The organism is Compostibacter hankyongensis (assembly GCF_039541075.1).
GTDB classification, from domain to species: Bacteria; Bacteroidota; Bacteroidia; order Chitinophagales; family Chitinophagaceae; genus Compostibacter; species Compostibacter hankyongensis.
Window position 1 is genome coordinate 255,133 of record NZ_BAABFN010000006.1, and the last position, 25,838, is coordinate 280,970.

Annotated in this window: 15 protein-coding genes and 1 CRISPR repeat array (1 of these 16 running past the window's edge); of the genes, 8 read left to right on the plus strand and 7 right to left on the minus strand. The window is 51.4% G+C overall.

The features are described from left to right. The first annotated feature begins 246 nt into the window (after positions 1–246). From ABD851_RS13390 to ABD851_RS13420, 7 genes are all read left to right on the plus strand, one after another. Positions 247–3,447: a SusC/RagA family TonB-linked outer membrane protein gene (locus ABD851_RS13390; protein ID WP_344980094.1), complete on the plus strand. Its 3,201-nt coding sequence runs from the start codon at positions 247–249 to the stop codon at positions 3,445–3,447. Between the two features lie 18 nt (positions 3,448–3,465). Next, positions 3,466–5,139, plus strand: a complete 1,674-nt coding sequence (locus ABD851_RS13395; RefSeq protein ID WP_344980096.1) for a RagB/SusD family nutrient uptake outer membrane protein — start codon at positions 3,466–3,468, stop codon at positions 5,137–5,139. A gap of 148 nt (positions 5,140–5,287) precedes the next feature. Next, positions 5,288–7,384, plus strand: coding sequence for an FG-GAP-like repeat-containing protein (locus ABD851_RS13400; RefSeq protein WP_344980098.1), 2,097 nt, complete (start codon positions 5,288–5,290; stop codon positions 7,382–7,384). Between the two features lie 36 nt (positions 7,385–7,420). Then, positions 7,421–9,199: a twin-arginine translocation signal domain-containing protein gene (locus ABD851_RS13405; RefSeq protein ID WP_344980100.1), complete on the plus strand. Its 1,779-nt coding sequence runs from the start codon at positions 7,421–7,423 to the stop codon at positions 9,197–9,199. A 52-nt stretch (positions 9,200–9,251) separates the two neighbouring features. Continuing rightward, entirely contained in the window at positions 9,252–10,004 is a 753-nt protein-coding gene (locus tag ABD851_RS13410; protein WP_344980102.1) for an SDR family NAD(P)-dependent oxidoreductase, read from the plus strand. 20 nt (positions 10,005–10,024) lie between these two features. Beyond that, complete coding sequence (locus tag ABD851_RS13415; RefSeq protein WP_344980104.1) at positions 10,025–10,777, plus strand: SDR family NAD(P)-dependent oxidoreductase; 753 nt, start codon at positions 10,025–10,027, stop codon at positions 10,775–10,777. Between the two features lie 28 nt (positions 10,778–10,805). Beyond that, entirely contained in the window at positions 10,806–12,224 is a 1,419-nt protein-coding gene (locus ABD851_RS13420) for a sugar porter family MFS transporter (protein ID WP_344980106.1), read from the plus strand. A 54-nt stretch (positions 12,225–12,278) separates the two neighbouring features. Here ABD851_RS13420 and ABD851_RS13425 read toward each other — a convergent pair whose 3' ends face one another. From ABD851_RS13425 to ABD851_RS13440, 4 genes are all read right to left on the minus strand, one after another. Beyond that, a complete protein-coding gene (locus ABD851_RS13425; RefSeq protein ID WP_344980108.1) occupies positions 12,279–13,097 on the minus strand; it encodes an SDR family oxidoreductase in 819 nt (272 codons plus the stop codon). A gap of 11 nt (positions 13,098–13,108) precedes the next feature. Further along, positions 13,109–13,552 (minus strand): hypothetical protein, encoded by a 444-nt coding sequence (locus ABD851_RS13430; protein ID WP_344980110.1) that lies wholly within the window; start codon positions 13,550–13,552, stop codon positions 13,109–13,111. A 40-nt stretch (positions 13,553–13,592) separates the two neighbouring features. Continuing rightward, complete coding sequence (locus ABD851_RS13435) at positions 13,593–14,039, minus strand: hypothetical protein (protein WP_344980112.1); 447 nt, start codon at positions 14,037–14,039, stop codon at positions 13,593–13,595. Positions 14,040–14,287: 248 nt separating this feature from the next. Then, a complete protein-coding gene (locus ABD851_RS13440; protein ID WP_344980113.1) occupies positions 14,288–16,102 on the minus strand; it encodes a tetratricopeptide repeat protein in 1,815 nt (604 codons plus the stop codon). A 93-nt stretch (positions 16,103–16,195) separates the two neighbouring features. Between ABD851_RS13440 and ABD851_RS13445 the strand changes: the two genes are divergently transcribed. Beyond that, complete coding sequence (locus ABD851_RS13445; protein ID WP_344980114.1) at positions 16,196–18,343, plus strand: CehA/McbA family metallohydrolase domain-containing protein; 2,148 nt, start codon at positions 16,196–16,198, stop codon at positions 18,341–18,343. A 28-nt stretch (positions 18,344–18,371) separates the two neighbouring features. Here the strand turns inward: ABD851_RS13445 and ABD851_RS13450 are convergent, their stop codons facing one another. The 3 genes from ABD851_RS13450 to ABD851_RS13460 form a co-directional block, all read right to left on the minus strand. Further along, entirely contained in the window at positions 18,372–19,613 is a 1,242-nt protein-coding gene (locus tag ABD851_RS13450) for an NAD(P)/FAD-dependent oxidoreductase (RefSeq protein ID WP_344980115.1), read from the minus strand. Positions 19,614–19,667: 54 nt separating this feature from the next. Beyond that, positions 19,668–20,732 (minus strand): class 1 isoprenoid biosynthesis enzyme, encoded by a 1,065-nt coding sequence (locus tag ABD851_RS13455; RefSeq protein ID WP_344980116.1) that lies wholly within the window; start codon positions 20,730–20,732, stop codon positions 19,668–19,670. Between the two features lie 203 nt (positions 20,733–20,935). Continuing rightward, entirely contained in the window at positions 20,936–21,835 is a 900-nt protein-coding gene (locus ABD851_RS13460) for a TraB/GumN family protein (protein ID WP_344980117.1), read from the minus strand. Between the two features lie 128 nt (positions 21,836–21,963). Next, positions 21,964–25,838: a CRISPR direct-repeat array (repeat unit 30 nt; unit sequence ATTTCAATTCCTCTATGGTACGATTAAAAG); it runs 5,610 nt beyond the window's last position.

The following is a 25,838-nucleotide window of genomic DNA, read 5'->3' on the forward strand; positions in this document are numbered from 1 at the left end:
CATGATCAACCAAATTAATCATTATTTACAAGAGAGGGATGAGATTTTTAAATCCATGCAAATATTGTATTAGAAATGGCAAATGCGGTGTTTCTTTATCGCCACCGGGGGATATAGCTTTGACCCTTCTTTTCAGAAAAGCCTGTGCCGTTACTTGCTTAGTTATCCCTGTTCCACCAAAGCAAAATAAGTAGTAAAGCGAACAGCCGCCGGTTATCGCTTTTTAACCAGTTAAACCGACTGACCATGACAAGTACGTATTATGGGACCAGTGGCACTCCATCCCGCCGGGGCATCCTTATCAAACGGGTGGAGGCCATGCTCCTTTTGATCTTTTGCAGCTTTTCCGTACATGCCGCGAAGATGATATCGCCGGGAAACACATTCCCACCGGTCATCACAGTGGACGATACGGTCAGCGGCACGGTCACCGACCAGAACGGACAACCGCTGCCGGGGGCCTCCGTCCGGCTTAAAGATGCCGCAACCGGCGTCATCACAGACGATCAGGGGAAGTTTACTTTAGACGTTCCGGATAACGGCACCCTGGTGATCAGCAATATAGGCTTCACCACGGCAGAGGTACCGGTCAACGGGAGGAAATCGATCACCATAGCCCTGACCGGTAATGCCCGGAGCCTTGCTGCCGTCACTGTCAACGTAGGTTATACCACGCAGAAGAAAACCTCCGTGACCGCCGCCGTATCGACGCTCCAGGTAAAAGACATCAACAACATCGCCACGGCCAACGTTACCAATTCCCTGTCCGGACGCATTGCCGGGGTGATCGGCGCCCAGGCCAGCGGGGAGATCGGCAGCGACGGAAGCGAAATCCATATCCGGGGCATCGGCACAACGGGCAATAACGCGCCCCTGGTGGTGGTGGACGGCATCCCCCGCAGCATGAGCTCGGTGAACCCCAACCAGATCGAATCGGTAACGGTGCTGAAAGATGCGGCGGCCGTCGCTCCCTACGGCATCGCGGGCGCAAATGGAGTTATCCTCGTGACCACCAAGCGGGGCAAGGCCGGTCCGCCGACCTTTTCGTATAACGGCTACGTGTCCTGGTCCAACCCGATCACCCTGCCGAAGATGCTAAATGCATACCAGTACGCCACATTACGGAACGTGGCCGACAAAAATGCGGGAAGCCCCGTGTCTTTCACGGATGCGGATATCGCAGGCTATAAAAAGACCGTCGAGGGGGCTCCGGGTGCGGATCCCGATAAATATCCCAATACCGATGCGTATAAGGCATTGCTCAACCGGAATGTTCCCATGACCCAGCACAACCTGCAGGTAAGCGGAGGAACGGACAAGATAAAATACTACATGGGACTGAGCTATCTCCATCAGGGCGGCTTGTTGGGCGATGAGCACCTGGATCGTTATAATTTCGTGGGCAATACCGATGCGCAGGTCACCAAGACCACGCTCGTCTCGGTTTCCATCAGCGGTTACAATAGCCGGCGGAACCGTCCCCAGGACGGCGACGGCAATCCTTTTGCCAATGCACAGGCCTATCTGCCCATTTCTGCGGTAAACTATTCAAACGGTCTGCTGGCCAGCAGCAACGGCAAGCTGCTGCGCCCCGGCATCGAGCTGGGCAACCGCCTGGACGACAATACCGCCATCATGACGCAGCTGTCCATCAGCCAGGACCTGCCCTTTATTCCCGGCCTGAGCATCAAGCAGGTGGTGAGCTATGATCCCGAACACGATTTTTCCAAGAGCTGGACGGAGGCGTCACCCACTTATTACATGATCAATACCAGCACCTCCCCTTACACCTATGATCCCGTTGCCAATGACGGACGGCCGAGCCTCAGCGAGGCATATTCAAAAGGAACCGCGCTCGAATCCCAGTCTTATATCAATTATCATCAGGTATTCGGGAACCACGACATCACGGCGCTGCTCGTCATGGATGCCCGGAAGTATCATAATGATAATTTCAGCGCTTCCCGGTCCAATTATGATCTGAACATCGACGAGCTGTCGCTGGGCAGCCCGATCCAGACCAACTGGGGTAACGGAGGTGGGTCTGGCGACACCCGGCAGGTTGGTTATCTCTACCAGCTGAACTATGCCTTTAAGGACAAATACCTGCTGGGGGCGACCGGCCGCTACGACGGCAGCTATGTATTTGCACCGGGGCACCGCTACGGATTTTTCCCGGCCTTTTCCGCCGGCTGGCGGATCAGCGAGGAACCTTTTATCAAAGACCGGCTCACCTGGATCGACAACCTGAAGCTGAGGGGCTCTTACGGTGAATCCGGGAACCTGGTCGGACCCGACCAATGGTCATCTTCCATGTCTATCACGGGAGCGGCCTATGTCATGGACGGAAAAACAGTACAGGGCGCCAATGAACGGGTGGAGCCCAATCCTTTTATCACCTGGGAAAGGGCCAAGAAAGCCGATATCGGACTGGAAGGCGTGCTCTGGAGAGGGCTCCTGGGCTTTGAGGTGGATTATTTCTACGAGAAGCGGAACAATATGCTGGTAAGTCCCAACAGCACCATTCCCACGGAATACGGGATCGGCATTGCCCAGATCAATGCGGGCAAGATGGATAACCATGGCATCGATGTTACCCTGAGCAGCTATCATGCCTTCAGCAACGGTCTTACGCTGGATATTTCCGGTACGTTCAGCTACGCGCAGAACAAGCTGGTGCAGACCTTTGAGAACGCCGCCACCTATAACGATCCGGTTCGCCGGCGGACCGGCCGGCCCCTGAACGAGATATTCGCCCTGAAGGCGCTGGGGCTGTTCAAGACCTCCGATGATAAAAACGGGGACGGGCAGATCACAGCAGACGACGGTTTTCCGACACAGTTCGGCAGCGTCGCTCCCGGCGATATCCGGTATCAGGATACTAACGGTGACGGGCATATCGATGTCAGCGATGAGGTTCCGCTGGGCAACAGCGCCATTCCTCCGGTCCAGTTCGGATTTAATCCGCGGATCTCCTACAAAGGCTTTGACCTGAACCTATTCTTCCAGGGCGCAACCGGCGGACATGCCATCCTGAACGGAGAGCTGGTATTTCCTTTTTATACCGGCGCCAACTCTTCGACGGCCGTGCTGGATTATTGGACACCCGACCACCAGGACGCCGCATTTCCCCGTCCGTTCGGACAGGGCGGCAATACCAACAATACGCAGCTGTCCAGCTGGTACCTGCGCCGGCTCGACTATCTGCGGCTGAAAAGCCTGGAGTTTGGCTATACGCTCCCCACGGCAGTAGTGAACAGGATCAAATTGCAAAATGTACGGATATATCTCTCCGGGACCAACCTGAAGACCTGGGACAACCTGGACGGCCTGGTGGATCCCGAATTCACACAGGCGGGCACCAGCAATACCGCCAACTCCAACCAGAGAGGATGGTCTTATCCGTTCGTAAAAACATTTTCCGCAGGTATCGCCGTAACCTTCTGACGGTTTAAATAATATGCCATGAAAAAGTACATCTCTTATAGCATTCTTGCCGTACTGGGGCTGATCATCACCGCCTCCTGCAACAAGGATTTTCTGAATGTGGTCCCCAAGACCAACCTCTCCGCCGAAACGATCTTTGCGGATTCAAGCGGGGCCGATATTTTCCTGAATGCCATTTATGGCGCCATGCCCGACGCCGAAGCGATGCCCGGCTATAACTACGATCCCATGGAGGACTGGTCGGACAATGCGGTCAACCGCTTCCAATGGGGCATCTCCTGGGTGCAGGGCGTCGCCCGCTCATATGGTCCGTCTGACTACAACCCCGGCCTGTACAACCATGATTACCCGGCCATGCCCTTTAAATACGACGTGCAGTTTGCCAATATCCGGAAGACCAATCTCTTTATCCAGCAGCTGAACGAGCACCCGGATAATTTCTCGGCATCGTTCCGGAAGACCAAGATCGCGGAAGCCCGGTTTCTGCGCGCCTTTTTCTACCAATGGCTGTACATGGGGTATGGCGGCGTGCCGTTGATCACCGATGTACTCAGCATCAGCGAGCAGGGCGACAGCGTTTTCAGACCCAGGAACACCAAGGCAGAGACCCTCAAGTTCATCCAGGACGAGTGCACGGCAGCCGCAGCGGATCTGCCCAACAAGCTGAGCACCGGCGCCGCTACCCGCGGTGCGGCCCTCGCCCTGAAAGCATGGACGGAGCTCTTTTCCGGTGATTACACCGATGCCGCCGCCACTTATCAGCAGATCACGGATCTGGGTATATACCATCTGTTCCCGGACTACAACGCGCAGTTCATGGCGGAAAACAACAATAACGAAGAAAGCATCTGGGCCTATCAGCACGCCCCCGCTACAAAAGGTTCGGGAAGAACATTGTTATTCGGCCCTCCGCCCGTATCGGCAGCCTGGGCCTGTATGCAGCCGACCCAGAACCTGGTGGACGCCTACCTGATGAAAGACGGGCTGCCCAAAGAGCAATCCCCCTACTGGGATCCCAAACATCCCTATGACAACCGGGATCCCCGTTTCGATATGTCTATCATTCACGACGGTTCCGTGTGGCAGGGCGCCACCTACAACATGAAGCAGGGTGGCCAGTACGCTCGTGACCCGGCGCAGGAAAGGGAGACCGGCTACTACCGTAAGAAAGGTATTGACGAGCGGCTTACGACCGCTACGGTCAACAACGATGCCGCCAATTTTGTCTATTTCCGCTATGCCGGGGTATTACTGGGCTACGCCGAAGCAAAGATCGAGCTGGGCCAGATCGACCAGTCGGTCATAGACGCTATTGACCAGGTCAGGGTGCGGGCAGGCATTCCCAAGTTATCCGTCTCTTACAAGACCAGCTCTTTTTCCCAATCCGATCTTCGCGATATTGTACGCCGGGAACGGCGGATAGAGCTGGCTTTCGAGAACCGCTACTACTGGGACCTGATCCGGTGGAAGACCGCGGAATCTGTGTTGAACAAACCCGTAAACGGGATCGATATCGTTCCCGACGGAGCCGGCGGATATAATTACAATACCGTGGTGGTACACCCGATGAAATTCTTCAAAAAGAATTACCTGTTCCCGGTCTACAAAGGCTGGCTGGAATCCAATCCGAAGATGCAGGCGCAGAACGGCGGACCGGACGGCTGGGTGAACGGGCAGAACCCGGGTTATTAGGCGCTGATCGCCTGCCCGGAACGCGAGAAAAGCTTCCGGACAGTATCCGGCGCTTCAAAAACACAAAAAAACAACCAATCGATTAACCCGATATAATATGCCCATTGCGATGAACGCCGGAAGAGGAATTCTTCAATATACCCTGGCGATGTCTTGCCTTTGTCTGCTCACCGTCAGGCCCCTGCATGCGCAGCGGAATGCCGGAATATTTTATTCTACCTTATTTGCCAAAGAGCGTCCCCTGAAATGGGCCACGCATTTCGGAGATGGCGCGGTCCGTTGTTTTCTCCGGGATGTCAACGGAGACGGAAAGGATGACGCGGTGGCCGTATATGCGAACGGAGGAAAAAGCGGTGCCGTCGAAGTGGCGCTGTCGGATGGCCATACTTTTTTAACGCCGGTGCATGCGCTCACGTTCAGGGGGCAGTGGACTTTTATCCAACCCCTGATGGGCGACCTGGACGGCGACGGGAAAGCCGATCTTTTGTTCAGGGATATGACTACGGGAGATGCCTATGTTGCGCTCTCGGGGGACATCGCGTTCCGGAGCGCGGTGCGGTGGAAATTACCCCAGGAGGAGGCGCCCGGCAGACAGGCCTTCCTTGCAGATATCAACGGAGACCGGAAGGCAGACCTCCTGGTCTATCAGGGCGCGGGAAAATGGGTTACCGCATTGTCGACAGGCCATGGATTCGGAATCCCATATCCCCTCGCTTCCGGCTTTGGTGCGGATGAGGAAACCAGGATCGTCGGTGATGTAAACGGCGACGGAAAAGCCGATCTCATTACGGGAGATTTCAGCAGCGGCACCTGGAAGGTTGCGCTGTCGGACGGGAAGCAATGCAGCGGCGAAGCCGTTTGGGCAACGGGGCTTACCGGTTCAAAGATTTTCGGGGATAAGCAGGATAGCCGGCCGCCGGTGTGTATGATGTACGATATCGACAAAGACGGCAGGGACGACCTGATATGTTGGGATAAAAACGGCGCTTGCAGTTGGAGTGCCGCATATTCAACCGGTAAAGGGTTCGGACCTCCGCAAACCTGGGTCGCAAATTTTCTACACGGAGAACACAAAAACAACATCCCCGATGCCGGGTTCGGCATGCCGGGCAGCCCGGATGGCAAGAAGGCTGCTGTAATGATCGTTTCCGGCGGAAAATGGCTGGGGCTGGAATATCCGGGCAGGGGGAAAACCGCCGACCCGGCACTCATCGACACCTGGGAAGCCTGGGGCAATGATTATATCCCGGACGGAGGCACTTACGATTCGGGCGACCCGGCGGTCAATGACAGACAGATACGGCAGATACACGACGCCGGCTTCACCTATGTGACGCTGGATATTACCAACGGAAGTAATGCATGGGTAGACAACCGGGCCAGGCAATTTATGGAGCGCCTCCGTTACTGGAACCGGCATCTGAAACCGGGCGACCACAAAATGTACGCGAACATTTCCCTGGGCATCACCCGCGGCATAGAAGGCGAGGATGCTTTTTTTAACCGGCTGAACCAGGAGTGCAAACGGGCCTGGGAGGAGTTCTACCTGCCTTTTAAAGACCTCTATTATCTGCTGAAGGGCAAGCCTCTTGTCATACATATGATCACCACCGGATGGAAATATGTAAAAGACATCGACACCTGGAAAGGCGACCGGGCCTATATCGACAAGATCACCTGCCGGTGGATGGACGGCACCCAGTCCGGCGCCAGCGGAGAGAAATCAAATTGCTATGGCTGGGTCATTCCGGAGAAATACGGCAATGTTGCTGACCCGGAGATGATGCCGGTCATGCCCGGATTCTGGAACGGACTGACCTTTGTAGGCCGGGAAGACGGAGACTTTTACCGCAGCCAGTGGATGCGGGTTATTCAGTATGCGCCCCGATCGGTCTGGGTGAACAGCTTTAACGAGACCTGGGAGCATACTGCGGTAGAGCCTTCTCATCACGTTATCGACCGGTTTGTCGCCAACCCTTTGTTTACAAAGCCATGGTCCGACCACTACGGCAACCGCATGGATGATTTTTACTGGATTATGACGCGTCAGTATAACCGGCTGTTCATGGACAACGTTCTGCTGCAGGGCACTTATTTCCAGGAATACGGCGACAGCACTATTTTCAGGGCCACCGCAACCGGCTTTATCAAGCAAACCGCATGGCCGGTAAAAGCGCCGGTATTGCTGTTACCGGAAGGGTTCCGGAAAACGTTTAAGGGAAAGATCGTAGATCCGCAGCGTTAAGCAGCATTTTTCTATTTTTACTGTAAACAACAGATTATGGAACCGAAAACCCGCAGGGATTTTCTGAAACAGGCATCGGCGCTTGGATTAACCGGAGCTTTTGTGCCGGCCGGAATAAGGGACTTCCTGACCCGAAGCGCAACCACCGCCCCGGCCGGCCGGCTACTGCAGCCGGCGGCTTTTGCGGATATCATGATGAAAGGCGAGCTGCTCACCCGCGCCTTTAGAAATTATGACCGGCTGGAAACGGATATCTATAGGCCCGAAAATGACTTCAATGCAGGGGGCGCCTCCGAGGGATGGCCCGGCGATAAGGAAGGACGTATTATACTTGGTCTGACGCTGCAGGCGCAGGCTACCCGCCGCGAGCCAAAGTATCTTGATGAGATCATCCGGCTTATCCCTTCACATGTAAACGAGAAGGGCTACCTGGGTCCCGTCATGAAAGACAAGATACTGGAGCAGCAGCTTTCGGGACACGGATGGTTGCTCCGCGGGCTGTGCGAACATTATGCCTGGAAGAAAGATCCCCAGGTAAAGCAGCATATCCGCAACATCATTTATAACCTTGCCCTGCCCACACGGGGGCATCACAAAGACTATCCCATCGATCCCGGCAGCCGGCGGAAGAACACCGGCGAGGCGGCCGGCACAACCCAAAATACGATTGGCAGATGGATGTTGTCTTCGGATATCGGCTGCGATTTTATTTTCCTGGACGGCGTAGTGCAGGCCTACGGCTTGTTTCCCTCCGCCGAATTGAAAGCGCTTATCGAAGAGATGACCGACCGGTTCCTGCAAATGGACCTGATTGCAATAAAGGCGCAGACCCACGCCACCCTCACCGGATTGCGGGGCGTACTGCGCTATTATGAAACGACCCGCAGGGCAGATCTGCTGTCGCAGGTGGAAAAACGGTATGCCCTGTACCGCGCCGGAGCGATGACGGAGAACTATGAAAACTTCAACTGGTTCGGCCGTCCCGAATGGACGGAACCCTGCGCCATTGTGGATTCACTTATGGTAGCCGTTCAGCTGTGGCAACATACCGGCAAGACGGCTTATCTGGAAGATGCGCATCATATCTACTACAATGCGCTGGGGCATACCCAGCGGGCCAACGGCGGCTTCGGGCTGGATAACTGTCCCGGTCCGGACGCTGATGTGCTGCGCGTAAACACCGACGAGGCCTACTGGTGCTGTACCATGCGCGGCGGGGAAGGTCTGGCCAGCGCCATCCGTTATGCCTGTTTTACCACTCCGGAAGCCGTGATGCTTCCCTTTTACCACAACAGTGAAGCAGACCTGGTACTGGGGGGCAGACCGGTACGGCTCCGGCAGGAGACCGGCTATCCCTTTGCGGGAAAGATGACCCTGACCGTTACCGGCGGGAGCGCGCCGGATAACATCAGGCTCGGCCTGTTCGCGCCCTCCTGGGCCGGCCGGCATAGTCTGAAGGTGAACGGCCGCCCGCAGGATTTCAAAACGGAGAACGGCTTCCTCATGATAAACTCCGTGTTAAAAGAAGGGAATGTCATTACCCTCGAATTCGATCAGGCCCTGCGCACACGCAACAGGGTTAACGCACAACACACCCGGCCCGGCCGCTATGGCATCAGCTATGGTCCCCTGCTGTTGGGATATGAAGGTGCAGGACCCGTTTCGTTGGGCAGCCGCCCCCGTTTCGTCAGGTCGTCCCCGCGGGAATGGGAAGTGGAGGGAGAAGGGACTCGTCTTTCCACGGTTTATCACCTGATGGATGCAAAGGTCAACAAAGCTTCGGGTTATCAAAAGCAGATACTCTTTAAGGGATGACCGGACATACTGCCGGATCCATTTTTATGAACAGATTTAAAAACAACACATTTTGGAACGATTTACAGATCAGGTAGCCGTCATCTCCGGCGGAGCCGACGGGCTGGGAAAAGCCATTGCCCTCCGCATTGCCGGGGAAGGCGGTACCGTGGTGCTTTTCGATATCAACGAAAAATTGCTGCAGCAAACCGTGGACGAATGTAAAGCCGGAAACCTGTCCGTCAGCGGAACGGTGGTAGACATCTCTTCCGAAGAAGATGTGCGGCAGGCTATGCAGCAGGTAGCAGATGATTTCGGGCGGGTGGATATCATGGTCAACTCCGCCGGCATCGTCGGACCCACGAATACCAGGATCACGGATTACAGCACGGCAGCCTATGATCAGATATACGGCATCAATCTGAGGGGTTCTTTCCTGATGACCAAGTATGCCGTAGCGGCTATGGAGAAGCACAATTACGGACGCATCCTGCTGCTGGCCTCCATTGCCGGCAAGGAAGGCAATCCCTTTATGGCAGGCTACTCTTCGATGAAAGCGGGCGTGATCGGCCTGGTGAAAGGGGTCGGCAAGGAATACGCCGAAACCGGCATTACGGTGAACGGACTTGCTCCGGCCGTGATCAAAACTGCGATGAACGAGAATACGGCGCCCGAGCAGCTGGCTTATATGACGGCCAAGATACCGATGAAGCGGTTGGGCACCGTCGAGGAAGTAGCGGCTATCGCGAGCTGGATCGTATCCCGGGAAGCGAGCTTTACTACGGGTTTTATTTTTGACATTTCAGGGGGAAGAGCCACCTATTGACCTTTTAAAACTATCTTAACATGCGGAAAAAAGTTATCGTGCTGGGGGGATCTTCGGGAATAGGAAAGGCTATTGCAGGACGGTTTGCGCTGGAGGGCTGGCAGGTAGTGGTGGCGGCCCTGGAAGAGGCGGGATGTACCACCACACTCGAAACGCTGCCGGGAGAAGGGCATATCGCGCATCAAATGGACATCCGTAATCCTGAAGACATTGCCTCGCTCCGGGAAACCGTACAAAGAAGACTCGGCGATTTTGACGTGCTGATAAACAGCGTGGGCATCTCCCGGAAACAGAGCGCCATTGATTCCGACTTTCAAAGCTGGGACGCTTCGCTGCAGGTCATGCTGTACGGATCGGTCGGGATCTGCCGTGCCCTGGTTCCCCTCATGAAGGACGGGGGCCGCATCATCCACATCACCTCTATACATGCTCAACGGGTAGCCAGAGGAAGCTCTGCCTACGGCATGGCCAAAGCCGCGCTCACCCAGTTTACCCGTTCCCTCGCCGTGGAGCTGGCCCCGCGGAATATCCTCGCCAATGTTATAGCGCCGGGTTTTGTCGATACGCCGATGTCGGTAAAGGAAGACGGCAAAAACGAGCTGGAATCGGATTGGTTCCGGGAGAATTATATCAGTGGGGAGCACCTGCCTTTGAAACGGGCGGCGCGCCCGGAAGAAATAGCCGGAGCAGCCTATTTCCTGGCCGGCCCCGACGCCTCCTATATCACCGGATCGGTGCTGACCGTCGACGGGGGGCTGACCATTACGTTCTGACACAATTTTTTTCACCATCCTATTGATCATGCAAACCATACCTTCTCCCACCGGCGAAACGGGATATAACCAGAAGCATTTCTCCTACAACAGGAGATATGTATTGACCATGAGCCTGATCGCAGCCATGGGCGGGCTCATGTTCGGCTTCGATCTGGGCGTGATCACCGGCGTAATTCCTTTCATCCAGCAACAGTTTCATCTTGAAGGCTTTTCCCTGGGCTGGGTGGTGGCTATTTTCGAGGTGGGCTGTATGGGCGGCACCTTTATGACGGCCTGGCTTTCGGACCGGCTGGGCAGAAAAAAGATGCTGATCTTTACCGCGGCGTCCTTCCTGGTGACAACTGTTGGCGCTACCTTTTCGGGCGGGCCTGTTGCGCTGGCGGCCTGGCGGTTCGCACAGGGATTAGGTGTGGGCGCGGCATCGGTATTGTCCCCGATGTATATTGCCGAGATAGCGCCCGCTCCCATGCGGGGAAAACTGGTCTCTACCAACCAGCTGTCCATTGTAACCGGCGTACTGTTGGCGATCGTGGTGAGCTATTATGTCGGGGATCCCGGTAACATGGAGAGCTGGAGATGGATGTTCGGCGCCGCCCTGGTGCCGGCGCTGGTCTTTTTTGCCGCGTTATTTGCCATACCGGAGAGTCCCCGCTGGCTCGTCAAGGCCCGCTTTCACCAGCAAGCGGAGACGGTATTGAAGAAAATAGGCAACGACCGTTTCGCGGAACAGGAGCTGCAGGAGATCCACCGGTCCCTGCAGGCCGGCAGTCAACAGGGTACCTATGCCGAGCTTTTCGGAAGCGCCGTGCTTCCGATCCTGCTGACCGGCTTCGGGCTGGCCGTGCTGCAGCAATTCTCCGGGGCAAACAACGTTACCGCCTATATGCAGGTCATCTTTGCCAAGGCCAATATCAGCATAAAAGACGGGCTGCTGAATGCCGTCTTTGTGGGACTCGTCCTTTTTATAATGACCATCCTTGCCGTAGGGCTGGTCGATAAAATGGGAAGAAGGAAGTTGATGCTGATCGGCACATCCTGCATGGCGGTATTGCTTTTCCTGCTGGCCTGGTCGTTCAACAGCACGGCCGTGAACGGTACCCTGGTATTCGCCTTCGTCATGGCTTATATTGCCGTATATGCATTTACGTTGGCGCCGGTAACCTGGGTATTGCTGTCCGAGATATTTCCCAACCATATCCGCAGCAAAGCCTTGTCCCTGGCCTCCTTCGTGTTGTGGCTGGCCACTTTTCTGGTGGTGTTTATCTCGCCTTACCTGCTCAGGCTGAGTCCGGTAATCAATTTTATCCTCTTCGGAATATGTAATATTATCGGGTTCGTCTTTGTGCTGCGATATGTACCCGAAACAAAAGGAAAAACGCTGGAGGAGCTGGAAACCATGCTGGCCAGGGAGAAAAGCCGCGACAGACCTGCCTCCGGAGCATGACCGGCTCGGCCTCCGGCGGAGCGCATCCTCCGCCGAAGCCCGGCCGGAACCGTATTAAACCGTGAACCGCTGACGCATAGCGTCGAGATAATCCTGGTCCGGCATGCTGCTCCTTGCGGAGAGCATTCCGCGGGCATCTTCCCCGATGACATAGCGAAGCGTATCCGTACCGTCTGTTACGGCGGCGTAGATGGCGCTTGCAGCATCCGCAGCGGATACCGGGTGGGTTTCTTCCGCGGTATAGGATGCGATCATTTTCTGCAGATAAGCGTTGTAGTCCTCCGGCAACGGGGCGTCGGCACTGTTTTGCCGGCTTGCCTCGTCAAAGTTGGTTTCCACCATCCCGGGCTCGATGATCTTTACCCCGATGCCTTGGGAGGACAACTCAAAAGACAGGGCTTCCGAAAAACCTTCAAGCGCGAATTTGGATGCACAGTAAGCCGACAGGAGCGGAAAGGTGCTGCGACCCGTGGCCGAGCTGATATTGACGATCAGTCCTTCCTGCCGCGCCCGGAAATGAGGCAGAATGGCCCTGGTCGCAGCCATTACCCCGAAGAGGTTCACTTCGAACAGGTCGATGATCTTTTGCTGCGGCGTAGCCTCAAAGACGCCGAAGACGCCCAGCCCGGCATTGTTCATCCATACATCGATCCGGCCGAAACGATCCAGGCCGGCCCGGATGGCGGCCGTAATCGTATCCGCTTCCCGGACGTCGAGGCGGGTAACCAGTACCCGGTCCAGCGCCGTCAGCTCGGTTTCCTTTTCGGGATCGCGCATGCTGGCGATCACATTCCAGCCATTCGCGGCAAATACTTTGGCCGTAGCCTTTCCGATACCGGAGGAAGCTCCGGTAATAAAGATGGTTTTGGACATTTTACTTTTTTTTAATCATCCCACCAGTCGGGCTTCTTGCCGTTCCTTGAGGCGCTGACCGTTGTTCCTTTCCCATCGGGAACAAAGCAGTCGATCGTGTTCTTATCATAATAGAGCACGAGCTCTTTACCGGTTTCGATATCCGTTAAATAAGTGAATCCATCCGGATCCTTTTTTATGGAACAGGATATCGGCGGGGTCTGATCCGTTTTATCCTTGGTAGTAAGGCTCAGGATCACCTCGGCTTTTGTAGCGTCGACAACGGTGACCTTTATCTTCATGCTTTCGTCTTCGGTAGGCATCGGCGTTGTCTTGCCGTCCATCGTAATTTCAAAAGCGGTAAAGGTCCCTTCGGCCTCTTTGCCGCTCACCTTGATATCCTCTTTTTTACAGGAGGAGAAGGCCGAAAGCAGGCCGCCCAGGACCACGATCATTATCCAATATTTGTTTTTCATTTTCAGATATATTTCGATGCTGAATAAAAATAGTTACAGACTACCAGTCACCCGGCTTCTTTCCATCCTTCGACGCGCCGATAAACAGCTCTTCATTGCTGCGTTCGTTATAAAAGTCGAATTCGATGGAAGTTTTATTCCAAAAATCCAGGTGAAGCGTGCCGTTATCATTCGAGCCGGTCAGCACGACCTCCCCCTCTTCATCTTCACTGACCGTGCAATCGAAGGGGATCTCGGTGGGCTTCCCCTTATAATTATCGATAAGCGTCACTTTTGCTTTTTTATCTCCGGAGCTGGCGATCTGGATATCGATATTTTCATCGTCCGTAGGAAGCTCGGTCGTCTGTCCGTTCAGCGTCAGCTCAAACGCATGATACGTGCCGTCGATCTTTTTGGACGGAGACTTGTTCTCATCTTTTTTACAGGAGGCGAAGACGCACAAGGCGGCAGCGAGGACCGGCAGGATGATCCGGTATTTGTTTTTCATGACAGTAGTTTTTAAGGGTTGATGTGATTGAGGGTTGACAAGGGCTCTCCGGACAAATGTAATGCCGGAGCGGTGGCGGGACCAAATCTCAGGGGGTTACAAATAGGATCAGCGGGGGTTACAAATGGGCTACAGATCCGGAAACCCTTTGCTGTAGCGGGACTTCCGGAAGACCTGACAACTCCTGTCACAGCAGAAATGACGGGTCAGGACCCTGAAACCCGGAGGGACGACCGTAAAAAGGGGAGCTACAGGGTCAGTATATAGGCAATGAGGTCGTCCTGGGGCAAGAGGGACAGTTTCTTTTTGATGCGGTAGCGGCTCATCTTCACGCTGTCCGGGTTCACGTTCAGCAGATTGGCCACCTGTTTGTTGGACATGTTCATCCGGATATAGGCGCAATGCTTCAGCTCGTTCTTGGAGAGCTGGGGGGAGAGCTTCATCAGCTTATCGAAGAAATCGGGGTGCACGGCCTCGAAGTGCAGCTTGAACCGCTGCCAGTCTTCGTTCAGCTCCAGGTTATGCCGGATCAGCCGCTGGATGCCTTCCATCTGCCGGGGATTCTCCTGCCCTTGCTTGTCGGAGAGCCGCTGCCGGAGCTCGAGCAGCAGCTTGGTCATGTGGTCGGTCTGCATGATGCTGGCCGAAAGCTCCCGGTTCTTGTGATCCAGATCCTCCCGGGCGCGCAAGGCTTTTTCTTCCATCAGGGCCTTTTCCGCCAGCATCTTGTCATTTTCATCCTGCAGCATCTTTTGGCGGTGGCGGTACACCTTCTCCTTCAGCTTCCTGGAGTGGAACAGCAGGAAGATGATCAGGATACACAGGAGGAGCCCGATGCCGCCGGCATAGACCAGGGTCGTCTTGCGCTTGTTCTGTTCCTGCAGCAGCCCGATCTGCGCTTCCCGCTGCCGGGTCCGGAAGCGCACCTCGAGGAGGTCCATGTTCTGCCGGTTGGCCAGCCGGGTGATGGAGTCCTTGACGGCGGCCAGGCGGCCGGCATAGTCGAGCGCCTTCCGGTAATCGCCCTTTTCCCGGTACAGCTCCATGGCGGCTTCCAGTTTGAATTTCTGCTGTTCGATACTGAGCGGCTGATCCTGATCCAGCTTCCGGAGGATGTCTCCGCTTTCCTCAAATTCCCCCATGCGGGCGAGGATACGGCTCATGAGGATACGGCCCCTGATGCGGTCGTCGGTAGCGCCTGCCCCGACGGCGAGCTTCAGCGCCGCCTGCACCTGCTGCATGGCCTCCCGGAGCTTTCCCTGCTCCATATAGATCTCCGCCACATACAGGTAATTCGATCCGAGGAGCGCGTTATTCTTATAAGTGCGGGCCAGCTCCCTGGCCTTTTCGAAATAAGCCAGGGCCGGTCCGGGTTCCTTTTCTGCGGCGAAGACGTTGCCCATGTTGCTATAGATAAAGGCCAGCTTAGGCCGGGCGTTCGCCTCGGTGCATAGGGTCAGGGCCCGGTTCAGGTACTCCCTCGCTTTTGCATAATCGCCGGCCCAGCCGTAGGCCACCCCGATATTGAGGTAGAGATTAGCTTTTCCGATCGTGTCGCCTTCGGGGACCACGAGGAGGCCGCGCTGGAAATACTCCAGCGCCTGATCAAATTCCTGTAGAGAGCTGTGAAATCCGCCCAGCGCATTATAGAGGATAAACAGCCCCCTTCTGTCCGCATAGCGGCGCCCGATCTCGTCGGCCCTCATGTACTGGGCATAGGCTGCCCTGAAATTATCGCCCTGCGCATATATGTCGCCCATGCGGGTGAACCCCACGATCTGACCCAGGTGATAATGCAGCGCCCCGGCCAGGTTCACCGCCGACCGGGCATAGTACCGCGACCGTAAGGTGTCGTTGTACAGATAGTGAAAAGAGAGATGCAGCAGCTCGTTCACCCGGGCGGTATCCCTGTCCTGGTGGATCACCTCCGCCTCCAGCGAGTCGATCCCGCCCCGCAACTCCACCGAGGGGCGGGGTTGCGCATGCAACGGGGTGGTGAGCAGGAAGCCGCAGAGAATCATACAGGATACTACGATGCGGAGCGCCGGGCGCATTTTTGTCATTACAGGCGATTTAGGACAAAAATAACTATGTTTGAACAAAAGTATTTTTATCTCCTCTCCGCCCGGTCCATACCCGGCAGAAACAGCTGTAAGATGAAAAAACCAACTCCGGCATTCTCTTCATTCATCCTGTCGGGTCTGGGCTGCCTGCTGCTCTCCCTGACCATCCGGGCGCAGATACCGGTAGATACCCAACAGTTCCGTAAAGGAGAAAGCGCCGGGATGACCATCTCGGATCACAACCTGGGCATCACCTGGGATGCCGGAGGCGGCGCCGAAGGCCAGATCAACCTTAACCTGCAAGCCGGAGCGCCGCTTTTCAACAGCATAAAGATCAGGGACCGCGCCACCGCTTTTTCGGAGATCGCCGCCCATATTGACCCCGTTTTTCTTTTAACAGTGGGAAAGCGCACCCTGAAGGCGCCCACGCAGTGGATCATTTTCTTTGACAAGCCGTATAAACGGCCCTATACTGTATATCGCTCCGAATTACAGAAGAAAGACATAAAAGTAATTTCCGAAGGCATCCGCACGCGGGTGGTGGTCTCCACCGTCAAGGCCGGCCCCTTTTCGGGTAAGATGGAAATTACCCTCTTCGGAGGAACCCCGCTGATAAAAATGGACGCGGTGATGTCCACGCCTGAAGACTCAACGGCCATGGTCTACGATGCAGGACTTGTATCCCGGACGCCCTGGGACGACGACCTCTGGAATAACATCAATCCCTGGGAAAGCATTCGCTGGGCAGATCCGGAGAACCGGCTGCATCAGCTCAAACGGATGAGCGACCCTATGAAAAGCCTCAACCTCACCGTGAAATACCGTACCATCATCGGCCGGGGAAAAGGCGGCGATATCGCCCTGTTTCCGCCGCCGCATCAATATTTCTTTCCGGAAGACAACTGCTACAACATGGCCTTTACCTGGTGCGGCCGCAATTACCGGAACAAGATACCGCAGTTCGGCATCGGTATCCGGCAAAAGCCGGAGGGGGATGAACGTTTTGTGCCGTGGTTTAATGCTCCGCCGGGCACACAGCAGCATCTGAGCTTCTTTTGTCTGCTGAACCCGCGCGACGGGGAACAGACCCTTGAAAAGGTAAAGGCGTATACCCATCAGGATAAATACCTGCGGCTGCCGGGATATTATACCTTTAGCAGTCATTATCACATAGAGCCTGAAATAGACGTGCTCCAGGGCAAGCCGCTGCCGGCAGTAGGGGAATTCGTCCCTGCCTTCAAGCAGACGGGCGTAGATATCGTTCACCTCGCTTCCTTTCACCTCGGCGGCCATCCCGCCGGACCCGACAGCATACGCTTAAAGGAGCTGAAGACCTCGTTTGACCTGTGCCGGCGCTGGTCGGACAGCAGCTTCCTGCTGCTGCCGGGGGAAGAGCCCAATCATTTTTTCGGCGGCCACTGGATAAGCCTCTTTCCACGGCCGGTGTACTGGACCATGTCTGAAAAGGGCGGCAGGCCCTTTTCAGAAAACAATCCTGTGTACGGAAAGGTATACCATATCGGCAGCAAAGAAGACATGCTCCGGCTGCTGAAAGAAGAAGACGGACTTGCCTGGACCTCCCATCCCCGGATAAAAGGATCGACAGGCTATCCTGACCGGTATAAGGATGAAGCCTTCTACCGCTCGGATCACTTTCTGGGAGCAGCCTGGAAATCGCTTCCCGCCGACCTTTCCGACTCCGTGCTGGGAAAAAGAGCGCTGGACCTGCTGGGCGACATGGCCAACTGGGGGCAGAAAAAATATATGCCGGGGGAAGGAGACCTTTTCAAGATCCTTCCGGAATACGAGCTGTATGGCAACATGAACATCAACTATCTTCAGCTGGACAGCCTGCCTTCGTTCGGGAACGGCTGGTCATCCGTACTGAAAGCCTTGCAGAAGGGCAGGTTCTTTGTCACCACCGGGGAAATACTGATCACGGATTTCTCAGTGAACGGCCGCCAGTCCGGGGAAACATTACAGCTCCCGCGAGCCGGGGATGCCCGGGTCGCCTGTACCCTTCAATGGACCTTTCCGCTGGATGATATAAAGATCGTTTCCGGCGACGGGGACCGGGTCTACGAGAAAAAGATAGACTTGCGCAGCACCGGCGCATTCGGCAAAAAAACGTTCACCATTCCCCTCGACCTGCACAATCGCAAATGGGTCCGGCTCGAAGCCTGGGATGCCGCCGTGAACGGCGCGTTTACCCAATGTGTGTGGATAGATGAGGGAACATAAGGCAGCGCAATAAAGGGCTATTTTTTGCCTATTTCCTGTTCAGTAATAACTTGACATAAAAGGAAGGCCGGGATAGTTTCTTTCGCAGGTCTACCTCATAAAACATACAGGATATCAGCTCCTTTAATTCCCGGTTATGGCGACCGGCCCTCATAGCGATATTAAATAACCTCGGAAACCTCGCCAGCCTTTGCAATCGTCTGCTCAATTTCAGCTCGGGACCCAATATGCGGTAAACTTCATTGTCATATGCCATAAGCGCACCGGCGGAATAATCACCGCTCTTTATCGCGGCTTCGGCTTGCAAGGCAGCCAGGCGACCGGCATACATCGCGTTCCCGATGCCTTCTCCCGTTAACGGATCTATAAGATGCGCCGCATCTCCCACAAGCATATACCGGCAGCCGGAAAGCTTTCGCTTTTTACTTCCAAGCGGTAAGCCGTAGCCTTCTACTTTGCCGATGATCTCAGCATCCTCAAAGCGTTCCCTGAATACCGGGTCATTTTTAAGCGTATCCATGAGCAGCGTCCGCAGATTTATTTTTTTGCCCCGCACCGTTTCGCTGATCATATCCATTCCCACGTTTGCCTGCCCGTCAGGCAAAGGAAATATCCACATATACCCGGGCAGCAGCTGCTTCAGAAAATGCAGCTCAATGAAATTATCGGGATGGGTGCCTTTTACATGCTTAAAATAAGCCCTGACTCCCGCCGCATAGCAGGAGGGGTCCATGCGGATGTTGGCCACATCCTTTGTAAAAGAAGAGTGTGCGCCATTTGCAATGATCAGCAACCCTGCCTTTACGGAAAAACGACCTTCCCGGTCAGAAACAAGATAACCATCTTCCTGTAATTCATATTTTTCAATATTGACTCCCTCAAAAAGGCGGATATCCTTCTTTCGCTTTAACTCGCTGACTAAAAAGTGGTCAAAGTGAATGCGCTTACAAACATAACCGGCCGGATCGTCAACGCTGCGGTCGTACCGGGTTTTGTAGGCAATGTCAATGCCCAGGCGCCCGGGTGAAACAAAGGTCACGCCCCAGCTGCCAAGCTTGTCGGTAAACTGCTGCAATCGCCCGGCCATCTCCTTATCAATTTTTGATAGCGTGGTAAAAACCTTTCCGCTTAAGCCGTCGCCGCACACTTTATCGCGCGGAAAAACGGCTTTGTCAATTATCACGCATTCAATACCCAAAGCGGACAGCTGCAATGCCGCAGTGGCCCCACCGGGTCCGGCGCCTATGATACAAACCTTTGTCTCAAGCATCCTCGTTAAAAACAGACAGGTTAAAAAATGAGATTGGCAACATTGATCACTTTGTCAGCAGAGCGGCTGCGAAACCGCTTGGCTGGGAACATAGTAATGCTTATCGGAAACTGACCGGTGACCGGCAAGGGCGCATACCCTTTTTACCCATCTTATCTTTTGGCCAAATGTATCCATATCACATACCAGTTCTTTACGGCTTAAGGCCTTCAGTCCGGCAGCATTGCTAACATAGCGGCCCGCTATGCTGAGCTGCTCCAGCGACATGTGTCCCATGCCATTCAGTGCATGAACGGTAATGCTGTATATCTTCTTTTCCCGTCCGGGGAAGGGTAAATTCATCAGGCGTTCATTGAATAGCGCTACTTCATTCATAAAATGATGCAGTAGCCTTTTATAATCCGGGTATAGATTGGGCAAGGTATAAATGTCGCTTTGCATGTCTTTATAAACGTCGAACGCATCATTCGTCAGCTGCAGCAGACCGGCCATGGGATAAAGCATCTTTTGCATTTCAGCTGTAAGAGGATGATCCAATACAGCGCAGAACAGCAAAATTGAATGATAGCATTTATTATAAGTTATTTCGTACAGTTCTTCCTCTCCAATATGCGGATCCAACTGTTTCATCGATGCTTTTTGCCATATAAAAACCCGGAATAAATGTCCTTTCATCTCTTCCGGGTAGGGGGCGACATCCAGTAACCGCAGATATATTTTCTTCAGCAGCTCGTCTTTAGCGTTGTGTGGGATATATCCTTCAGGGCTTTTTGTAAGGGCTTCGATCTGTTCATAACACAGTATCTTTTCGTCGAACAGGTCGTCGTACAGCGGCCCGAAAATGCTGAGCAACATAATCCGCTGTTGCTCCGCTTCCGTTAACGGCAATCCCCTTAGCCGGTAAAGACCGCCGCATATTAAATTCAGGGCCAGTTGCCAGTATTTTGTTATCCGGTAAAGGTCATTGGTTGAAAGGTGCTCCGCCCAGCCGGGAGCGATATTTCCGAGCAACGCAGGCATTTCCTTCCTGAGGCGTTGTTCCTGCACCTTCAGCTGCCAGCGCAACCAGCTCAGGCGAAGAAAGGCTTCGTAAAAGTGAACAGTATCCGTTCGCGGCATATGGCTTGTATTGACGGTAATGAGGATAAAAATAGCATCATTTTGTTATATAAAATAAAAAAAGAACCCGGTGATAACCGCGCATCATACAGGAAGGAAGATATAAAATCGACCCTTCCTCCCGGCAGAAGAGCGATTCCAAACGGCATGCAAGGAGTTCCCGGGATGGTCGGAAGACACCGGGCTCGTGCTTTCTTATAAATCTATTGTTGCAAGGACACCGGAGAGACGGTAAATCCCGTTCTCCTTAGTTGCTGGATCAGGCCATCCATATAAAACAAATGCTGCATACCGACAGCGACAAAACAATCATTATCGGTGAAGGCTCTGGATAGGATCTTCATCCATTTGTCGTTTCTCTCTTTTAAAAGAGTGGCTTTGCCATCTGTCGTTTTATCTAATGAATAGTCGAGGTCAAATTTTCTATAATGATATAAAAATTCCGAAGCTCCCATCTCGGGATTCTTATCAACGATATTTTTCATGTACAGGATATCCGTTTTCACGCTGTTCTCAATATCAAGATCCTTGTCCTTCTTCCCGGCATTATTTAAAATGTCGATCTGGTTACTGTCTAAACCTATTATCTTCAAATGGCCTTTAATCCCGATATCCGTGATCCGCTGGTCCATCAACTCGTATGAAGTTCTGTTGACCGTATCGCAGATGTACTGAAAATAAATATTTATAAGGGGAAAGATCATAGCAACGGGAGAAAGCTGGTAATATTTATCCTTCCAAAATCCGCTCTTTACAAATCTTTCAAATATTTTTCTCTGATCTTGCGTGAGCGTTGAATCCCATTTAGCTTTATTCCATGTTACAAGCTGCTTCCACGATTTTTTGATTTGAAGAAGGTATTGGGCAGAGTCTTTAGGATTGATATGATCTTCAACAAATAATATTTTACTGTGCTTCAGACATTTATTGGCCACCTTTAACGAATCAAAGAAATCCGGATTCACCTGGTGAAAGGTTCCGAACAGATAAGAAGTATGCTTGTTTCCTTTTTTAGAAACTTTCCATAACAAAGTATTCGGCTTGGTCTGACTAACACAGCCTATGCTTAGACACATCAATAAGAAGATAGAGAAATGTTTCATCTGTGATTTTTTATAGCAGTATGGAATTATTTCAAATCCGCTCACCGGAATGATTTATTTCATCTTTTCGTTATGACGGCGCATTGACCTACTATCCGGGGCCGAAAACTGAGATTATCATTGGCAAAGCCTCAATTCCTCTATGGTACGATTAAAAGTACGGCATCATTGACGTTCCTGTGGCCATCAAGCAATTTCAATTCCTCTATGGTACGATTAAAAGGACGAAGCGCTGAAAAGCGCCGACCAGCAAACCCATTTCAATTCCTCTATGGTACGATTAAAAGTGCGGCATACTTCCCCCTTGCAAACTTCTCCATCAATTTCAATTCCTCTATGGTACGATTAAAAGTATAATACCAATTTACAAAGTCCTGTATTTATTCAATTTCAATTCCTCTATGGTACGATTAAAAGCGGCATGGATCAGACCGTGCAGAGCCTTCAGTTCAATTTCAATTCCTCTATGGTACGATTAAAAGATACCGCGCCACCCGCTTCATGCTGCCCGGCATGTGATTTCAATTCCTCTATGGTACGATTAAAAGGGGATTGTGCTGTTCATAAATGGCCAGCTGTATTTATTTCAATTCCTCTATGGTACGATTAAAAGAAAGAAGCCCATATCGCTGCGCAAGCCAAGATTACATTTCAATTCCTCTATGGTACGATTAAAAGTATGTGTACTGTCTCATCCGTTAGGTCCTCAATTCTCATTTCAATTCCTCTATGGTACGATTAAAAGAGCATGACAATAAGGTGGGAGGAAGAAAAGACTTAATTTCAATTCCTCTATGGTACGATTAAAAGAAGGCTTTCCGGCACTATTGGAGGGAGATATGTAATTTCAATTCCTCTATGGTACGATTAAAAGGTTCATTGGGAAAGTCACGGAAGAATACTCATAGAGAATTTCAATTCCTCTATGGTACGATTAAAAGATTTAGTTTCAACGGGGGGGCAACTGGGATCCCAAAATTTCAATTCCTCTATGGTACGATTAAAAGACCGAAGGCGAAAAGACGGCAGATGCTGTTTCCGGGCATTTCAATTCCTCTATGGTACGATTAAAAGTTACCGGCCTTACCGCTGCGCAGAACTGCCTATCGCATTTCAATTCCTCTATGGTACGATTAAAAGTGGTCGACGAAGCCGGCAAGTACACCCGGAAGCTGAATTTCAATTCCTCTATGGTACGATTAAAAGTTGCAGTTGAACAAAAATATTTGCCCAGACGACATATTTCAATTCCTCTATGGTACGATTAAAAGGAAACAGTTCCTGATATTATTCATACCGCTGTTTTATTTCAATTCCTCTATGGTACGATTAAAAGAAGTGCCGCTACTTCCATTTCGTCTTGGTTTTGGCTTATTTCAATTCCTCTATGGTACGATTAAAAGCCTGTCTGCTTTCCCATAAAGATCAGGTAAAAGCCGAATTTCAATTCCTCTATGGTACGATTAAAAGAAGCAGCCAGTATGTGTCAATCGGAGGCATCTGCTGATTTCAATTCCTCTATGGTACGATTAAAAGTCCGGTGAAACATCGGTATCGGCACTCCATTCTTCATTTCAATTCCTCTATGGTACGATTAAAAGAACCAGACTTCAGAAAGAAATTGACAGAATGAATAAATTTCAATTCCTCTATGGTACGATTAAAAGGGGCCGTGACCGATATAAGCGGCGGGAATGATCCTTATTTCAATTCCTCTATGGTACGATTAAAAGTTGTGGTAGCTATAGTTGATCCCGACGGTACATTTTCATTTCAATTCCTCTATGGTACGATTAAAAGGCAAGGGGCCTCCTTCATTCCAATTTCAAGCATAGCTATTTCAATTCCTCTATGGTACGATTAAAAGTTCAAGATGACTTCTTTTACCAAATCCCGGCTATTCAATTTCAATTCCTCTATGGTACGATTAAAAGAAACAGGTTAGATCGTGGAAATTTGTCCGGTAAGAAATTTCAATTCCTCTATGGTACGATTAAAAGAACAGAACCACGGACAAAAGCAGCTAAAGAGTCCGGATTTCAATTCCTCTATGGTACGATTAAAAGGCCATGGGTCGTGTTGATTTAGAAAGAATATTCTGTTATTTCAATTCCTCTATGGTACGATTAAAAGTGCAAGCCGGATTATCTTAAAAACAGTTACAAAAATTTCAATTCCTCTATGGTACGATTAAAAGACCATCGATGGAAACGCCAGAAAGATAAGGGATTTATTTCAATTCCTCTATGGTACGATTAAAAGATGCAGCTTGTAAGGGAGAAAAGCCGTAAAGATGCATTTCAATTCCTCTATGGTACGATTAAAAGTTGATCTCCTCCTGCAGACCGGCGCGTTCTAAGTTCGATTTCAATTCCTCTATGGTACGATTAAAAGAGCCATCTTCAACCATGTTGCCAATTCCTTTAAATCATTTCAATTCCTCTATGGTACGATTAAAAGCTGCGGCAAAGATGTCCTCCAAAAGCCATTATCTTATTTCAATTCCTCTATGGTACGATTAAAAGTAATCCAGGGGGGACTATAGGACTAAAAACGGACTTATTTCAATTCCTCTATGGTACGATTAAAAGGTCCTCATACTTTTTCAGTGCGGCCGTCTTTGCCAAATTTCAATTCCTCTATGGTACGATTAAAAGAGAGCAAGACGCGGATAATATCCTCTTTATAAACTTATTTCAATTCCTCTATGGTACGATTAAAAGATTACCAATTTCAAATATTCGGCCGAAAGCATTATATTTCAATTCCTCTATGGTACGATTAAAAGATTTGCTCAGTGGATTAAACGGCATCCGGAAGCCTAATTTCAATTCCTCTATGGTACGATTAAAAGAAAGATATTTACGGATACTCTGGCGGGATCAGCTAAATTTCAATTCCTCTATGGTACGATTAAAAGAGCAGCTTGTAGGTAAACAGCCCTTCGGTATATTCATTTCAATTCCTCTATGGTACGATTAAAAGCCGCCTCCGGTAAGCGATAACACCCCGTTTGAAAAATTTCAATTCCTCTATGGTACGATTAAAAGCTGGACAAAAACAAAATAGATGAAGCCGCAGCAAATTTCAATTCCTCTATGGTACGATTAAAAGATTCCTTTATGAGTATTCCGGTGTAACCTTCCCGAATTTCAATTCCTCTATGGTACGATTAAAAGTGTGGAGACGTCAGAACTAAAAAGGCCATTATCCTATTTCAATTCCTCTATGGTACGATTAAAAGCCACTATCTCAATACAATGTAATCAAACGTCAATGGATTTCAATTCCTCTATGGTACGATTAAAAGTTGCATTTCCGCCTTTAGCAATATTCAAAAATTCCATTTCAATTCCTCTATGGTACGATTAAAAGACTACGACCGGCGATATAGCGAGCCTACCGGCAGGATATTTCAATTCCTCTATGGTACGATTAAAAGTTAGTTCTGTATACGCAAATGAAAATTCTTTTTATTAATTTCAATTCCTCTATGGTACGATTAAAAGATCAGTTTTGTTTCAGGAAATTCCCTGTACTTCAAAATTTCAATTCCTCTATGGTACGATTAAAAGCTGGGCTATCGCGGCGCTGAAAGTTCTGATAGAATTATTTCAATTCCTCTATGGTACGATTAAAAGAAAGACCATGTCCAGCCCACTAATATTCGAATTTATTTCAATTCCTCTATGGTACGATTAAAAGACCGTGAGGCTAAAATTAAATCAGAACAGGAAGCTATATTTCAATTCCTCTATGGTACGATTAAAAGTATCGGGAGATAATTTGGCTAATTATTGTGAGATAAATTTCAATTCCTCTATGGTACGATTAAAAGATGGATATCGGAAATGACCAGGACGCGCTTGCATATTTCAATTCCTCTATGGTACGATTAAAAGCAGCATGCTTTCAGCCTCCACGTTGTCGTGCTGCTATTTCAATTCCTCTATGGTACGATTAAAAGAGCGTCAATCCAGCTTGCACGCACTTGATTTTCAGA

Excerpts from the sequence above, each read along its gene's own strand:
- ABD851_RS13420 (WP_344980106.1), top strand. The coding sequence starts at position 10,806 with ATGCAAACCATACCTTCTCCCACCGGCGAAACGGGATATAACCAGAAG.
- ABD851_RS13435 (WP_344980112.1), bottom strand. The coding sequence starts at position 14,039 with ATGAAAAACAAATACCGGATCATCCTGCCGGTCCTCGCTGCCGCCTTG.
- ABD851_RS13440 (WP_344980113.1), bottom strand. The coding sequence starts at position 16,102 with ATGACAAAAATGCGCCCGGCGCTCCGCATCGTAGTATCCTGTATGATT.
- ABD851_RS13390 (WP_344980094.1), top strand. The coding sequence starts at position 247 with ATGACAAGTACGTATTATGGGACCAGTGGCACTCCATCCCGCCGGGGC.
- ABD851_RS13430 (WP_344980110.1), bottom strand. The coding sequence starts at position 13,552 with ATGAAAAACAAATATTGGATAATGATCGTGGTCCTGGGCGGCCTGCTT.
- ABD851_RS13445 (WP_344980114.1), top strand. The coding sequence starts at position 16,196 with ATGAAAAAACCAACTCCGGCATTCTCTTCATTCATCCTGTCGGGTCTG.
- ABD851_RS13425 (WP_344980108.1), bottom strand. The coding sequence starts at position 13,097 with ATGTCCAAAACCATCTTTATTACCGGAGCTTCCTCCGGTATCGGAAAG.
- ABD851_RS13415 (WP_344980104.1), top strand. The coding sequence starts at position 10,025 with ATGCGGAAAAAAGTTATCGTGCTGGGGGGATCTTCGGGAATAGGAAAG.
- ABD851_RS13455 (WP_344980116.1), bottom strand. The coding sequence starts at position 20,732 with ATGCCGCGAACGGATACTGTTCACTTTTACGAAGCCTTTCTTCGCCTG.
- ABD851_RS13405 (WP_344980100.1), top strand. The coding sequence starts at position 7,421 with ATGGAACCGAAAACCCGCAGGGATTTTCTGAAACAGGCATCGGCGCTT.
- ABD851_RS13395 (WP_344980096.1), top strand. The coding sequence starts at position 3,466 with ATGAAAAAGTACATCTCTTATAGCATTCTTGCCGTACTGGGGCTGATC.
- ABD851_RS13400 (WP_344980098.1), top strand. The coding sequence starts at position 5,288 with ATGTCTTGCCTTTGTCTGCTCACCGTCAGGCCCCTGCATGCGCAGCGG.
- ABD851_RS13460 (WP_344980117.1), bottom strand. The coding sequence starts at position 21,835 with ATGAAACATTTCTCTATCTTCTTATTGATGTGTCTAAGCATAGGCTGT.
- ABD851_RS13450 (WP_344980115.1), bottom strand. The coding sequence starts at position 19,613 with ATGCTTGAGACAAAGGTTTGTATCATAGGCGCCGGACCCGGTGGGGCC.